Source organism: Prescottella soli, from assembly GCF_040024445.1.
Classification (GTDB): domain Bacteria; phylum Actinomycetota; class Actinomycetes; order Mycobacteriales; family Mycobacteriaceae; genus Prescottella; species Prescottella soli.
The window spans coordinates 3912204-3926245 of the sequence record NZ_CP157276.1 but is presented as its reverse complement, the minus strand read 5'-3'; the positions used below and the strand labels follow the sequence as shown (position 1 = coordinate 3926245).

At 69.6% G+C, this 14042-nt stretch carries 15 protein-coding genes and 1 pseudogene; 5 read left to right on the top strand and 11 right to left on the bottom strand.

From position 1 onward, the window contains the following. Positions 1 to 175 precede the first annotated feature (175 nt). The 3 genes from ABI214_RS18155 to ABI214_RS18145 are packed head-to-tail and all read right to left on the bottom strand — an operon-like array spanning position 176 to position 3071. A complete protein-coding gene (locus ABI214_RS18155) occupies positions 176 to 979 on the bottom strand; it encodes an SDR family oxidoreductase (RefSeq protein ID WP_348603910.1) in 804 nt (267 codons plus the stop codon). A gap of 5 nt (positions 980 to 984) precedes the next feature. Then, positions 985 to 2142 carry a hypothetical protein gene (locus ABI214_RS18150; RefSeq protein ID WP_348603909.1) on the bottom strand — a complete coding sequence of 386 codons (1158 nt, stop codon included), beginning with the start codon at positions 2140 to 2142 and terminating at the stop codon, positions 985 to 987. After that, complete coding sequence (locus tag ABI214_RS18145; RefSeq protein WP_348603908.1) at positions 2142 to 3071, bottom strand: metal-dependent hydrolase; 930 nt, start codon at positions 3069 to 3071, stop codon at positions 2142 to 2144. The genes ABI214_RS18150 and ABI214_RS18145 overlap by 1 nt, the downstream gene beginning before the upstream one ends. 157 nt (positions 3072 to 3228) lie before the next feature. Between ABI214_RS18145 and ABI214_RS18140 the strand changes: the two genes are divergently transcribed. Together ABI214_RS18140 and ABI214_RS18135 are read left to right on the top strand one after the other, a co-directional pair. Then, complete coding sequence (locus ABI214_RS18140; protein ID WP_348603907.1) at positions 3229 to 3855, top strand: TetR/AcrR family transcriptional regulator; 627 nt, start codon at positions 3229 to 3231, stop codon at positions 3853 to 3855. A 27-nt stretch (positions 3856 to 3882) separates the two neighbouring features. Next, entirely contained in the window at positions 3883 to 4329 is a 447-nt protein-coding gene (locus ABI214_RS18135) for a hypothetical protein (protein ID WP_348603905.1), read from the top strand. Here the strand turns inward: ABI214_RS18135 and ABI214_RS18130 are convergent. Further along, a complete protein-coding gene (locus ABI214_RS18130; RefSeq protein WP_348603904.1) occupies positions 4326 to 5063 on the bottom strand; it encodes a lysoplasmalogenase family protein in 738 nt (245 codons plus the stop codon). The two genes, ABI214_RS18135 and ABI214_RS18130, sit on opposite strands and share 4 nt — an antisense overlap. Positions 5064 to 5225: 162 nt before the next feature. Between ABI214_RS18130 and ABI214_RS18125 the strand changes: the two genes are divergently transcribed. Next, a complete protein-coding gene (locus ABI214_RS18125) occupies positions 5226 to 5672 on the top strand; it encodes a MarR family winged helix-turn-helix transcriptional regulator (protein ID WP_348603903.1) in 447 nt (148 codons plus the stop codon). 28 nt (positions 5673 to 5700) lie between these two features. Beyond that, positions 5701 to 6948 (top strand): MFS transporter, encoded by a 1248-nt coding sequence (locus ABI214_RS18120; protein WP_348603902.1) that lies wholly within the window; start codon positions 5701 to 5703, stop codon positions 6946 to 6948. A gap of 88 nt (positions 6949 to 7036) precedes the next feature. Here ABI214_RS18120 and ABI214_RS18115 read toward each other — a convergent pair whose 3' ends face one another. From ABI214_RS18115 to galT, 4 genes and pseudogenes are all read right to left on the bottom strand, one after another. Then, entirely contained in the window at positions 7037 to 7591 is a 555-nt protein-coding gene (locus tag ABI214_RS18115; RefSeq protein WP_348603900.1) for a nuclear transport factor 2 family protein, read from the bottom strand. Positions 7592 to 7708: 117 nt separating this feature from the next. Continuing rightward, a pseudogene (locus tag ABI214_RS18110) lies at positions 7709 to 8837 on the bottom strand (helix-turn-helix domain-containing protein). 117 nt (positions 8838 to 8954) lie between these two features. Then, on the bottom strand, positions 8955 to 10133 hold the full coding sequence (gene galK / locus ABI214_RS18105; protein ID WP_348603898.1) for a galactokinase: 1179 nt from the start codon (positions 10131 to 10133) through the stop codon (positions 8955 to 8957). Continuing rightward, positions 10130 to 11245, bottom strand: a complete 1116-nt coding sequence (gene galT, locus ABI214_RS18100; protein ID WP_348603897.1) for a galactose-1-phosphate uridylyltransferase — start codon at positions 11243 to 11245, stop codon at positions 10130 to 10132. The genes galK and galT overlap by 4 nt, the downstream gene beginning before the upstream one ends. 153 nt (positions 11246 to 11398) lie before the next feature. On the opposite strand from galT, the gene ABI214_RS18095 reads away from it, so the two are divergent. Next, positions 11399 to 11908 carry a hypothetical protein gene (locus ABI214_RS18095; RefSeq protein ID WP_348603896.1) on the top strand — a complete coding sequence of 170 codons (510 nt, stop codon included), beginning with the start codon at positions 11399 to 11401 and terminating at the stop codon, positions 11906 to 11908. 88 nt (positions 11909 to 11996) lie between these two features. On the opposite strand, the gene pyrE is transcribed toward ABI214_RS18095, so the two are convergent. The 3 genes from pyrE to ABI214_RS18080 all read right to left on the bottom strand — a co-directional run bounded on the left by pyrE (position 11997) and on the right by ABI214_RS18080 (position 14000). Then, entirely contained in the window at positions 11997 to 12530 is a 534-nt protein-coding gene (gene pyrE, locus ABI214_RS18090; protein ID WP_348603895.1) for an orotate phosphoribosyltransferase, read from the bottom strand. A gap of 93 nt (positions 12531 to 12623) precedes the next feature. Beyond that, complete coding sequence (locus tag ABI214_RS18085) at positions 12624 to 13160, bottom strand: LemA family protein (RefSeq protein WP_348603894.1); 537 nt, start codon at positions 13158 to 13160, stop codon at positions 12624 to 12626. A 135-nt stretch (positions 13161 to 13295) separates the two neighbouring features. Next, a complete protein-coding gene (locus ABI214_RS18080; protein ID WP_348603892.1) occupies positions 13296 to 14000 on the bottom strand; it encodes a hypothetical protein in 705 nt (234 codons plus the stop codon). Positions 14001 to 14042: the final 42 nt, after the last annotated feature.

Sequence of the window (14042 nt, the reverse complement as noted above, 5' to 3'; positions counted from 1 at the left end):
AGTCCCCCGTGAACTCACGGGATCGGGACGAGTGAACAACCTCGACGACGTGCGCCACAGGATGCGCCAACCGACGGGCGACATCGCCCCTTCTGACGAAGCCTTCCCGCCTGAGCAGCGGATAGAAACGACTCCGCAATGCGGCGACGGTTGCAGTCTTCTCCACCGTCGCGGCCTAAGAGGCCCGCCCGCCGCTGCGGCTGAGCAGCCGGTTGGTGGTTCGGGCGAGCCACGCCGGGGTGACGCCGGCGACCGCCGCGAGCGCCCGAGCCTGCACGCCCACCGGGAAGTGCACCTTCGGGATGCGGCCCCGGTGCTCGGTCGCCGCGACGATCGCGTCCGCCACGTCCTGCGCGGTGAGGCGGATACCGAGCGAGCGGGTGCTGCCCGTCGACATGCCCCGGACCATCCCGGTCCGCACGAACAGCGGCCACATGTCGATCACCCGGATGTCGTCGGCTGCCCACTCCAGATCGAGCGCCTCGGTCAGTCCGCGCACCGCGAACTTGGTCGCGCCGTACGTCGCCAGTTCGGGCTGGCCGTAGATCGCCGACGCCGACCCCAGGTTCACCACCTGCGCCCCCGGCGTCTCCTTCAGGTAGAGGAACGCCGCGAGCAGGCCGTTGATCGTGCCGCCCACGTTGATGTCGAGCATCCGTCTGTGGGCGTCGGCCGGGATGTCCTCGAAGCGACCCGACGACAGCACGCCGGCGTTGTTGACCAGGACGTCGAGTCGGCCGCCGGACGCGAACTCCGCCAGCCTCGTGTGCCACTGGTCGAGGTCGGTGACATCCAGCAGGCCGGTCCGCACCCGTCCGCCGCGGGCGACGATCTCCTCGCGCAGCGACTCGAGGCCCTCCTCGTCGACGTCGTGGGCACCGACGACGCAGCCGCGGCGGGCGAAGGCCAGCGCGGTTGCGCGGCCGATCCCCGCGGCCGCGCCGGTGATGAACACAGTGGATCCGGGTGTCAGCGCCATGCCGGTCAGGCTAGGCCCCGGGTGACCTTTCCGGCGGCGTTCGGCGGCACCTCGACGGCGTCCGCCCGCGGCACGGTGAATGTCGCGGCCACCGACAGGATCGCGACCGCGAAGCACGCGAGCGTGTACCACAGGTTCCCGATCGGGTCACCGTTGTCGGTCACGCCGTCGACGGCGCCGAAGAAGTCCGGCAACGCCGTCGCCCACAGCACGGCCATCACCGCGATGTACACGACGCCATAGATCCGGACGAAGTCGTTCGAGTAGGCGGGGACGTCGGACGTTCCCGCGCGCAACCGCGACCACTGCTTGAGCAGGAGCGGAATCGCGACGACCGTGACGGCGACGAGTTCGGCCGCATAGAGGACTCCTCGGGCCGTGTCGCTGCCCATCCCGAAGACCGTCGCCGGGAGCGGCAGGACGAACACGCCGACGGACGCGGTGAGACCGATAACGACTGTGCGCCAGACCAACTCGAGCCCGGAGAAGTGCCGGCCCCGATCGACGTAGCGGCCGACGAAGAACTGGACGCACAGCGCCAGCGACATCGGCCACAGCGCGGCGAACACCACGACGCTCGGCAGCGGCACCGAATCGAAGAACGGCTGGTTGACCTTGTTGTCGAGCGTCCACTCCCACCACCTCAGCTGCGGCCCGAGCTGGTCGAAGATCTCGTAGAACGCGTGGTGGACGAAGCCGACACACACCGCACCGAGAAACACCCCGTAGCGCCGGAACACGCCGAGCATCCGAACGATCTCGAACGCGAGCGTCGCCATCAACGGATAGATCGCGACGATGTACAGCGGGAGGCGACCCCACAGGAAATCCACGGTGAACACGTTGTGCGCGAACATCGTGCCCAGGTAGTCCTCGGTGCCGAACGCGGCCGGGAAGTAGATCGGCGGTTCGATCACGAACAGGAATGCGGTGGCGCCGAACCACAGAACGAGGTTGGTGGGGTCGCCGTGGCGGCGCAACCGCACAATCGCGTAGACGAGCGCGAGCACCGCGCCCAGCACGATCGTGACCTCGAGGACCGGCAGCGTCAAGTTCTCCAACGCGAACGGACTGCGGACCTCCAACAGTCCCCCGGCCTCGTCGCACGAGAAGCCGAGCCTGGTGGCCAGGACCTCGAACGTGGGCGAACAGTGATCCGACATCAGTTCACCCCCGACGACACCGGCTCGGCCGTGTACCAGCGGGTGCAGTCGTAGCCGGCGTCATAGCGCGTGAACCACGCGTCGGCGAGGACCGGCAGCTTCTCGTGGGTCGGGTTGTGCCCGGGCATCTGGCTGCGGACGGCGCCGCGCAGCGCGGTGAGCTGCTCGCCGATCGGGAGACCGTCGAACGCACGCGGCATCGGCCCCTTGGTCAGGTATGGAGCGAAGGCGGTGAGCACCCTCTGCTTGGCCCGGTGCCGGGCGAACATCGACAGCGAGTCGACCTTCCGCTCGGACAGCGGAACGTGCTGGTTGAAGCCGGCGCACGCGATCCGGATCGACTTCATCACGTGCGCGAAGACCGACGCCGCCATCCGCATCCGGTACAGCTCGTTGCCGACGACCGAGTTGTAGATGACCAGCGCCGAGCTGCGGTGCTCGACCTCCTCGACGAAGTGCCAGAGGAACAGCGACGCGACACGGTCGTCGCCCGGGCGGAACAGCGTCGCCTCGTTGTCGAGCATGAGCTTGAACACCGGCGTGAACGTGGCCTCGAGGTCGGCGGTGTACGCGAGTCGGTAGTCGATCGAGGTGCGCTCGGTCAGCAGGTCGAACTCGCCGATCACCGCGTCGAGCGTGTTCTGCAGGCCCGGGTAGCTCCGGATCAGCCCGTTCACGTGCTGGCGGTGCGCGGTCGAGTGGTGGCCCTCCTGCCGCATGAACGCGACCGCCTCCTCCGCGACCTCGGGGTCGGTGATGAGGGGCTTGGCCTGCAGGATCAGCTTCACGATCATCTTCTCGAAGCCGATGGCCAGGAACGACACCGCGTTCGACATGCTCGACCAGGCCGGGTTGTCGGGGTTCCACAGGAACGGGACGTCCCCGTCGTCGAACCCGAAGTCCATCTTCCGGGGCTTGAGATCCGTCATGCGCACTACCTCGTTCGTCGTCGGTGCGGGCCCGTCCGGGCAGGCGGGGGCCACGATCGCCGTCATCATACGATCGAGTATTCGTTTGTATGATTGGTTTCGACGAAACTGCCGCCACCTGCGCGGGAACCTGCCGCACGGCTGGTACGGTCCGCCCGTGGCACGCAGACGCGGATGGGGCGGCAAGCCGCCGGTCGACGACGAGGAGGCCGCGCGGCGGATCGTCGCGGCCGCGGTGGAGACGATCGCCCGCACCGGATCGGCGGTCAGCATCGCGGACGTCGCCGAATCCCTGGGCGTGATCCGGCAGACGGTGTACCGCTACTTCCCCAGCGCCGACGAGCTCATGCGGGCGTCCGCGATCGCGTCGGTCGGCGCATTCCTCGACCGGCTCACCGAACACGTGCAGGGCCTCGACAACCCCGCGGACGCCCTGGTCGAGGGCGTGATCTACACGCTCGACGACGTCCGCCGCACCCCGCACCTGGGCATCATGCTGGGCACGCCGTCCCACACCGACGGGATCACGTCGGAGGAGGCACAGGCCTTCGGCATGACCATGATCCGACGTTTCGACGTCGACTGGGAGCGGCACGGCTACGACGACACCGCGCTGAGCGAACTCGTCGAGCACCTGCTGCGGACGATGCAGTCGTTCTTCGTCTCCCCCGGCAGCCCGCAGCGCACCGACGTCGAACTACGCCGCTACCTGCGACGATGGCTCGCGCCGGCGATCGTCGCGCAGCCCGGATACACCTCGGCCGCGTCAGCAACGGGCGACTAGGCTGGGTGGCGTCACGAGAAGAATGCCATGAATCATCCCCGCATCGTCCGCACCGTCTGCTTCATCACCGTCAGCTACGTCATCGTTCTCGCGATCTGGCTGGGATGGCTGATCGAGCACACCCCTGAGGGCACCATCCCGTACCAGGTCGGCGGGTTGCTCGCCGCCTACGGCTCCGCGCTCGGGCTCGGCATGATGTGGGCCGACCGCCCCACCCACGCCGAACGCAAGCTCGCCAAGCACGGCATCGAGGGATGGGCGCGGATCCGCCGCACGCAACGGATCCGGCGCACGGTCGACAACGGCGAACTCACCGAACTGGACCTCGACCTCACCGTGCCGGGCTCGGAGTCGTACAAGGGCCGCGTCCTCTACGAGGTGCTGCCCGAGAACCGGTCGCGGTTCGTCGCCGGCGAGACCATCTCGATCCGGGTCGACCCACGTAACCGCGACCGAATCCTGATCTGCCCCTAGCCGTTCCGCTTCTTCGCGCCGCTTCCGAGCGCGATCATCCCCTCCACCAGCAGCAGCTGCGCGGCCGCGTACGACGCCAGGATGGCCCCCTCCGCCGCGGCGCGCGACTTCTCCCCACGCAGGAACAGCTTGCGGACGACGATCGTCCCGTCCGAGGCCGTGAAGAGCAGTCCGCCGAGGCCGAGCCAACTGCGCCGGTCGCGCCGGTTCGGCATCGGCAGCCCCGCGACGTCGGCCGCACCGGGCGCCAGCGCGGGATCGGCCGCGAGGGTCGCGGTGGTGCCGAGCAGCGCGCCGTAGCCGGTGAGCGTCTTCGCGACCGTCGGCGCCTTGGCGTGCAATAGGCCCGACGCCCCCGCCCACGCGCCGAGTCGGGGCAGCGCGGCGGCCAGTCGCGGACGAGCGCCGCGCCGGACGAGAAGCGACGAGTACGCCACCTGCATGACGCCGAACGAGGTCGCGCCACGCTTCAGCCGGGCGTCGACGTCGGGGTCGATCATGAACACATCGCCGACGGTGGCGGCTGCGAGGCCGGCGACGAGCAGCGCGGTGTCGGCGGTGTCGAGGTCGTCGCGACGCCGGAGCACGCGGGTCGCGAGGGCCGGCGCGATGAGCGGCTTGGCGACCTGCTGGATCCGCTCGCGCCCGGTGACCGCGCCGTAGACCGTCGCGGCGGTCGCGCCGACGAACACCGCGTGCTCGAGTCCCCACTTCTTGATGCTCGCGAATGCCATGCCCAACTCCCTCGTGTCCGATTCGGCACGACGGTACCGCCACAGCCCGCCGCACCCCGCGTTTCGCGTGCTCGGGCGCGCCCGGACCGACCGCCCGGATCGACAAGAGTGCAGGACGCAGGGGTTTACATAGATAGTTAGCTTATGTAATTATTGGTTCCCATGAGTTCGACCGACCCACAGTTCCGCGATCTACTCGTCGACCTGGTGAGCAACGCCCACCGCTTCACTCGCCTCGCGTCGACGCTCGGCACCGACGACCACCCCCGGTCGTGGATGCGGGCGCTGTCACTGCTCGAGGAACAGGGCCCACTTCGGGTCAGCACCTTCGCCCGGCTCGACTCCTCGTCGCAGCCGTCCGCGACGGCGCTGCTCAAGAAGCTGGGCCAGGAGGGCTTCGTCTCGCGGGAACAGGACCCCGACGACTGCCGCGCCGTCCTCGTCGGCATCACCGACAGGGGGCGGGGGTGGCTCGCCGAAGGCCGACGAAACCTCGCCGACGTCCTCACACCGCACTTCGCGCACCTCGAACCCGAGCAGATCGCGTTGCTCGCAGAGGGACTCGGCGAACTCCGGGCGATCATCCGCGCCGCCGCGGCGGACCGCTGACCACGACGACATCATCAAGGAGGGATACGTGAGCACGACGACCGCCGCAGCCACCAGCACGAAACCCAGCATCCTGCAGCAACCGAAAGCGGTGTGGGCCGTCGCCTTCGCCAGCATCATCGCGTTCATGGGCATCGGCCTCGTGGACCCGATCCTCAAGCCGATCGCCGAACAGCTCGACGCCAGCCCGTCCCAGGTGTCGCTGCTGTTCACCAGCTACATGCTGGTCACGGGCGTCGCGATGCTCTTCACCGGCATGATCTCGAGCCGCATCGGCGCGAAAAAGACCCTGCTCTGGGGCCTGGCGATCATCGTGGTGTTCGCGGCCGCCGCCGGCGCGTCGAGCACGATCGACCAGATCGTCGGCTTCCGCGCCGGCTGGGGTCTGGGCAACGCACTGTTCATCGCGACCGCGCTCGCCGCGATCGTCGGCGCCGCCAGCGGCGGTGTGGCCCGCGCGATCATCCTGTACGAGGCGGCGCTCGGCATCGGCATCGCCGTGGGCCCGCTCGTCGGCGGAGTCCTGGGCAACATCAGCTGGCGCGCACCGTTCTTCGGCGTCGCGACGCTCATGGCCCTCGCGTTCATCCTCATCACCGTGATGCTGCCGAAGGCTCCCAAGCCGCAGCACCGCACATCGCTCGCCGCCCCGTTCCAGGCGCTGCGCCACCGCGGCCTGCTGACCGTCGCGATCACCGCGCTGCTGTACAACTACGGCTTCTTCACGCTGCTGGCGTACACCCCGTTCCCTCTCGACATGGGCACGTACTCGATCGGTTTCATCTTCTTCGGCTGGGGCCTGATGCTGGCGATCTCGTCGGTGTTCCTCGCCCCGCGCCTGCAGCGCGCCTTCGGCACGCTGCCGATGATGATCGCGGCGCTGACGCTGTTCGCTCTCGACCTGGGCGCGATGGCGCTGTTCACCGAGTCCAAGCCCGTGCTCGTCGTGTGCGTTGTCCTCGCGGGTCTGTTCCTCGGCGTCAACAACACGCTCATCACCGAGACGGTGATGATCTCGGCGCCGGTCGAGCGATCGACCGCGTCGGCCGCATACAGCTTCGTCCGGTTCGTCGGCGGCGCCGCCGCCCCGTACGTCGCGGGCAAGCTCGGCGAGCACAACGTCCACCTGCCGTTCTGGGTGGGCGCGGCGTGCACCGTCGCCGGCATCCTCGTGCTCGCCACGGGCCGGAAGGTGTTGGCACACGTCGACGACCACGATCCGGAGCCGCACAGCGTCGACGAGGCCGTCGCGGTTACCGTCGGCGACGCGGACTGACGCCCTCCCTCTCCCGCTTTGCGCACTTATCGGTGATCTCCCCGAGGTCCGACCACCGATAAGTGCGCAAAGCGCTGTCCGGGGTGGGTCAGTTGGCGGGGGTGTGGACCAGGTCGATGTACTCCTGCGGCAGCTCGTCGAACGAGAGCTTGGTGACGCTCGACGGCCCCGAGTGGTACGAGTCCTCACCCTGGATCAGGCCGTCCTCGTCCACCGGCCACAGGATCAGCTGCCGGAACGCGACGAGGTAGTCGGCCGACTCGTCGTCGACGGGGATCCCGATCTGCGCGGCGTACGAGCCCGGGTAGATCTGCTTCAGGAAACCCTCGGTGACCAGGCAGTGGTCGTCGACGACGAGGCGGTCGAGCTCGTACTCGAGGATGTTGGTGCGCGTCGCGAGGAAGTCGATGTAGTACGTCTTCACCACCTCGGTGCCCTTGGGGCCGACGTCCTGGCCGCCGTTCCAGAAGTGGTAGTCGGGGGTGGGACCGAGCGTGGCCATGAGGCGGTCGAGGTCCGGTGCGGCCTCCGCCTTCATGTGCTCGATCACCGCGCCGAGAACAACGCGGTGGCGGGCGTTGGTGGTGGTGGCGAGGCGCTGCTCGAGCAGTTCCCACGTGCGGCTGGGGTCGATGACGGCCATGTGCGAATTCCTTTCCGGTGAAACGAACTTCGCACCAATAGTGACCCAGGTCACGGCTGTCGGTCACCCGACGAGCGTCGGACGATTCGGGTCGGGTCCCCGACGCGTGTCGGATCCTCAGTACCCGGCGCCGAACACCTCCGACGCCGCCAGGTCCGTCGACGACAACGCCATCCGACGGATCATCAGCACCAGCGTCGCCATGAAGCGGTCCATCGAATCCTCCAGGTCCCAGCCCATCTCGGACTCGAGTCGCGCGAGCCGGGCGGCGACGGTGCCGTGGTGGACGTGCAGTTCGGCGGCGGTTCGTCGCAGCGAACCGAACACGCAGAACGCCTCGAGCGTCGCCACCTCCTGGGCCCCGGTCACCGATGCGGCGATCGCGTTGATCCGCGCGACGTCCCGATCGTGGAGGAGGCGTTCGAGCGGCAGCTCGGCGAGCAGTTCGAGCGAACTGAGCCGCCCGTACGCGACCGCGCGTCGGCCGTAGCCGGTCGACGACGCGAACCGCAGCGCCCGACGCGCCTGCTTCCACGACGTGGGCGCCGCATACACACTCAGGCGTTCGCCGATCCCCACCCACGGGCCGCGATCGCCGCTCGGAGTCGTCGGACGCGGGTGTTCGGCCACGATCGCACCGTGCAGGTCGTCGGCGAGCATGCGGTTGTCCACCCCGTCCTGCAGGAGCACCGCGGTCAGGCTGCCGACCGCAACCGAGTGGACCAGCCGCCCCGAACACGTTCGCGAGATCAGTTCGACCGCAGCCACACTCGACGCTGACGACACCGCCAGCACCCGGATCTCCCGCGCCGGGTCCAGCCCCAGCAGCCCCACCGCGCGGACCCGATCCTCGCGGCGCTCCTTGTCCGAGAGCACCACCTCGAGCAGGGCGGGATCGCCCAAGCGCAACTCGTCCGTCGGTGCCGACCGCGCGGCGGCCACCCGGAGCGTGTGGCGGAGCCGGTCCAGCAGCACCGAGTCGAGTGGGCGTTCGGCACCGCCCCGCTCGAGCCACACCTCCGGTTCCCGACGGACCGCGCCCGCAGGGCCGGCCTCGTCGAGCGGATCCCCCAGCGCGTCGTATCGGATCACGGTGCCCGAGGACCACCGGGCGCCGACCGGGCACTCGGCGAGCAGGGCCGCCGAGCGGACGACGGTGTCCGCGTTGGCCGCCGACTCACCGAGTTCGTCGAAGTACGAGATGATCCGGAGCACCCGAAACCGAATCGGACCCCAACTCGGACATCCGCACCTGCTCGTGGCTCACGGTGCGCTCCGTTCGTCGTCGTGCCCCGAGCATGACGCAGCCGTGCCGCGGGACGGTTCCGGTCGTCCCGATCGGCGGGAACCCGACCCGCGAGAGTCAGCGCAGTTGGCGAGCCGGGGCCGACGCCGCGACGACGGCGAAGGCAGGTTCAGGCAGGCCGCGTTCGGCCGCCTGCCGACGGGTGGTCTCGATCGCCTCGTCGACCCGGCCCGACGGGACCAGCGCGATCGCGGAGCCGCCGAAGCCGCCGCCGGTCATCCGGGCGCCCAGCGCACCGGCGATCATCGTGGCCTCGACGGCGTTGTCGAGTTCCGGGCAGGAGACCTCGAAGTCGCGGCTGAGCGACATGTGCGACGCGTACAGCAGCCGGCCGAACTCGGCGACGTCGCCGGACTCCAACGCCCGCACCGCCAGCCGGACGCGGGCGATCTCGCTGATCACGTGCCACGCGCGGCGGCGCAGAACGTCGTCCTTCAGCGACCGCACCGCGTCCATGCCGTCGCGTCCGCCGTCAGCCAGTTCGCGCAGCGAGTCCACGCCGAGCCGGCGGGCCGCCCGCTCCACCGCGGACCGGCGTTTCGCGTACTGCCCGTCCACCAGCCGGTGCGGGGCACGGGTGTCGATCACCAACAGCGACAAGCCGTCCGGATCGAACGGCACCTGGGACACCGCACCCGACGCCGAATCCAGCAGCAGCGCATGTCCTTCCGCCGCCCGCAGCGAGGCCGCCTGGTCCATGCCGCCGGTGGGGGCCAACGCCACCTCGTTCTCGGCCCGCACGCATGCCGCCGCCAGCGCCGTCCGGTCCGCGTCCGGGGCGAGCGCGAGCGCCAACGAACATTCGAGCGCCGCCGAACTCGACAGCCCCGCACCGATCGGCACCGCCGACACGAACGCCGCGTCGACGCCGCCGAAACCGCCGTCGAGCACACCGTTCTCGCGCAGCGCCCAGATCACCCCGGCCGGGTACGACGCCCAGCCCGCCGGTCTACCGGGACCGATGTCGTCGAGGCGGCCGTCCCACGGGTCCCCGTCGGTCGACCGCAGCCGGATCCGCCCGTCCGTACGGGGTGCCGCGGCGACGACGGTGTTGTGCGGCAACGCGATCGGCAGGCACAACCCGCCCGCGTAGTCGACGTGCTCGCCGATCAGGTTGACCCGCCCGGGCGCCGCCCACACGCCGTCGGGGTCGGCGTCGAACGCGCGGCGGAAGACGTCGGCCGCGGTGTCCGCGAGTTCGGCGTCGGGCACGGGCCGGAACCACCTCGCGGTCACGGCGCCACCTCCCGGAACCGGGCGGCGATCCGCTCGGGCGTGGTGTCGCTGATCCACGCCCCCATCCCCGACTCGGACCCCGCCAGGAACTTCATCCGGTGCGGCGAGCGCATCAGCGAAAACACCTGCAGGTACAGCCTTCCCAGTTCACGTCCGTCCCCGACGGGGGCCTGGTGCCAGCCGGCGATGTACGGCAGCCGGTCGACGCCGTCGAAGAAGCGGTCCAGCCGTCCCAGCACGTCCAGGTACAGGTGGGACAGCTCGTCGAGTTCGGCGTCGTGGAGTTCGGTGAGGTCGGCGACGTCGCGGTGCGGGGCCACGTGCAGTTCGACGGGCCAGCGGGCCGCCGCCGGCACGTACGCCGTCCAGTGCGCGCCCTCGACGACCACACGGGTGCCGGCGCGCCGCTCGGCGTCGAGGACGTCACGCAGGAGCGAGCGCCCGGTGCGGCCGCGGTGCTCCTCTGCCTGGCGCAGCAGTGCGGTGGTCCGCGGCGGCAGCGTCGGGTACGCGTAGATCTGGCCGTGCGGGTGCGAGAGCGTCACCCCGATCTCCTCGCCGCGGTTCTCGAAGCAGAACACCTGGGCGACGGACGGCAGCGCCGACAGCTCACGCGTCCGGTCCCGCAGCGCCTCGAGCACCGTCCGCACCCGCGCGGGCGACAGCTGGGCGAAGCTGCGGTCGTGGTCACTGGTGAAGCACACCACCTCGCACCGGCCGTCGGCAGCGCGCTGGCGCCAAAGATCCTCACCGTCAACGAGTTCGGCGATTCCAGCGTCCACCGACCCGAGCGACGGGAAGCGGTTCTCGAACACCGCGACGTCGTAGTCGTCCGCCGGGATCTCGGTCGCGGGGCGTCCCGGCCGGGTGGGGCACAGCGGGCACTCGTCGGCCGCGGGCAGGAAGGTGCGGTTCATCCGGTGCGCCGCCAGCGTCACCCACTCCCCCGTCAGGACGTCGTAGCGCATCGTCGACGCCGCCTCGACCGGCGCCAACTCGCGACCGTCGTGCAGTTCGCGCGTCGTGGCCCCGCTCGCATACGGCTCGGTGGCGTCGAAGTAGAACAACTCGCGCCCGTCGGACAGGTGTGTCCGCGTCTTCCGGATCGGCATCGGAACACGATATGCGACGACCCGGATCCGTCCGATACCACCCGGTTTGGTTCGGGTGGACCTTCTGTGTGAGCATGCTCGAGGCTGTTGCTCCGTCACCGGAGTCACGACGGCCGGGGGTTATGAAACACATCGAAACAACGGGGGATTCACATGAAGCTTCGTAGCTTTGCCGTGCGCGCATTCGGCGCCGCGGCCGTCGCAACCGCGCTCGTCACCGGCGTCGCCGGCACCGTCAGCGCCGCGCCGGCGCCCGCGCCGATCCTGCACACGTCGTTCAACGGCCCCACCCTGGCGGTGCTCGGGCAGAACGACTTCTGCAACGGTCTGATCGACACCGTCGTCGAGACCGATCCCGCACGTCCGGGTCTCGCCACCATCGCATTCACGCCGCGCGGGATGAACGGCGTCGGGCCGGGCTGGGCGCAGAACCCGGTCTGCAAGGTGAAGGTCACCGTCGCGTGGAACCTCGGTATCTACACTGGACAGCTCAAGGAGATCGACCTGTTCGCAAGTCAGGGCCAGACCGTCCGTACCGAGATCAATCCCGGTTCCGGAGTCGCGAGGCTGGAGATGTCGGTCCTCCCGGTCAGCCCCTGGTTCAACGAACTGCGCCCGCAGACGTCATACGGGGCGGTCGCCGCCTTCTTCATCGTCCCCTGACCGGACTCTCCAACAGCTGAAGGGACCGTTCATGCGCTCGCAGCGCATGAACGGTCCCTTCAGCTTCGGACCGGGCAGAAAACCCTGATCAGTTCAGCCCGAGGTCCTCGAGGCCGAGGAGCGAGCGGTACTCGAGTCCTTCGGCGGCGATGACGGCGTCGGCGCCGGTGGCGCGGTCGACGACGGTGGCGACACCGACGACGATGGCGCCCACGTCACGCAGGGCCTTGACGGCGGTGAGCGGCGAGTTACCGGTGGTGGTGGTGTCCTCGACGACGAGCACACGCTTGCCGACGACGTCGGGGCCCTCGATCTGGCGCTGCATACCGTGCGCCTTGGCGGCCTTGCGGACGACGAACGCGTCGATCGGACGGCCCTCGGCGTGCATGACGGCCATCGCGACGGGGTCGGCGCCCATGGTGAGTCCGCCGACGGCGTCGAAGTCCCAGTCGGCGACCAGCTCGCGCAGCAGCTTGCCGATCAGCGGGCCGGCGCGGTGGTGCAGCGTCGCGCGGCGCAGGTCCACGTAGTAGTCGGCTTCCTTGCCGGAGGACAAGGTCACCTTTCCGTGCACCACCGCCAGCTCGCGCACCAGCGCCGCAAGCTCGTCGCGATCCGTCATCGGCCGCTCTCCCATCACCAAAGTCAGACAACAATTCGTCATGTCGAGCCTAGCGAGGATGCCTGGTCGCAGCGTCCATGACCCCCACGGCCCTCATGCGACGGCGGCGTGGGCGACGTCGTCGGCGCCGCCGAGCGCCTCGGACGACGGCAATGCCAGGATCGTCGCCTCGAACAGTTGCGCCTTCCCGATGCCGAGGCGGGGCGCGACGAGACTCCCGGGGAACGCCCGGATCGCGCGGTTCAGGCTTCGGGCCTGCTCGTTGTATACCCGGACGGCGCCGGCCAGGCGCTGCTCGGTGACCTCGATTTCGTGGGCGGGGCGCACGAACGCCCAGTCGTGTACGAGCTGCGGGTAGCGGCGACCCGTGTCGAGCACCGCCTGCAGGGCCTCGGACAGGGCCTTCTCGGCACCGGCCTGCCGGCGCAGGTCGAGATCCTCCTCGCGGACGCGCATGGCGAGGGAGCGTGCGCCGGTCACCGGCGCCACCAGGTCGCGTCCGACGGTCTCGGAGGCCGCCAGCACCAGACCGGGCACGTACTCGTAGCGGCGGTCCAGTTCCACGTGGACGAGCGCGAGGGCGGAGTCGACGCTGGACCCGAGTCGGCGCAACCGCTGGATACCCGACATCACCCAGACCGCACAGGCCACACAAATCACAGCAAGAACAACAACAACACCCGACACAACAGCCACAGAATCGGAATCTACTGGGGTCTCGACGGCGCCGCTATTCGAGCGCGCGGCGGCGCTCGGCGCGGAGATCTACCGGGAGATCTCCGGCTCGTCGACCATGTCGTAGGGGTCCTGCGCGATCGGGCGGCCCGGATCGTGCGCGACCGGCTGCAACGTGCCCTGGTCAGTGGCCGGCGGCAGCACGCGCAGCATGCCGGAGAGTCGAGCGACCGTCTCGATCGCGGCGTCCCAGTCTCGGCCGGAGCTGCCCACCGGCAGCGAGCCGAGGGTCCACTCCCCCTCGCTCCACAGCATCTGCAGCTGCGGCGGCACGGACTCGGTGAACGCGACCATGCGCTGGTCGCACACGCGCCGGGCGATCTCGAGGTCGGTCGCGAACACCACGCGCGGGCCGATCGCGCCCAGCAGGTTCAGGTCGGTGTCGCGCGGCGGCGGCGTCGACTTCAGCCGCAGATCGATGTCGACGTCCGACCCCACCGCGCGGTGCACCGCGACGATCGTCGCCGTGTCCTCGAGGTCGAAGAGCACGAACTCCTCACCACGGCGGACGCCTCGCACGACGTCGACCGCACCCAGGTAATCCTGCTTGGCGAGCGCCGCCCGATTCCACAGCGACGGCAACTGCTCGTCCGAGGTGTTGTACGTGTATCCCTGCGCCTTCGCCCAGATCTGCCGGACGCGCCCCGTCTGGTCGCGCCGCGTCCGATCGACATAGAGCAGGGCGACAGCACCCGCGAGCGCTATCACTGCCAATCCGAACCACATAGCCGTCATCGAGGGTCAGCCTAGCCACTCTCGGGCCCGATCCGGGCATCC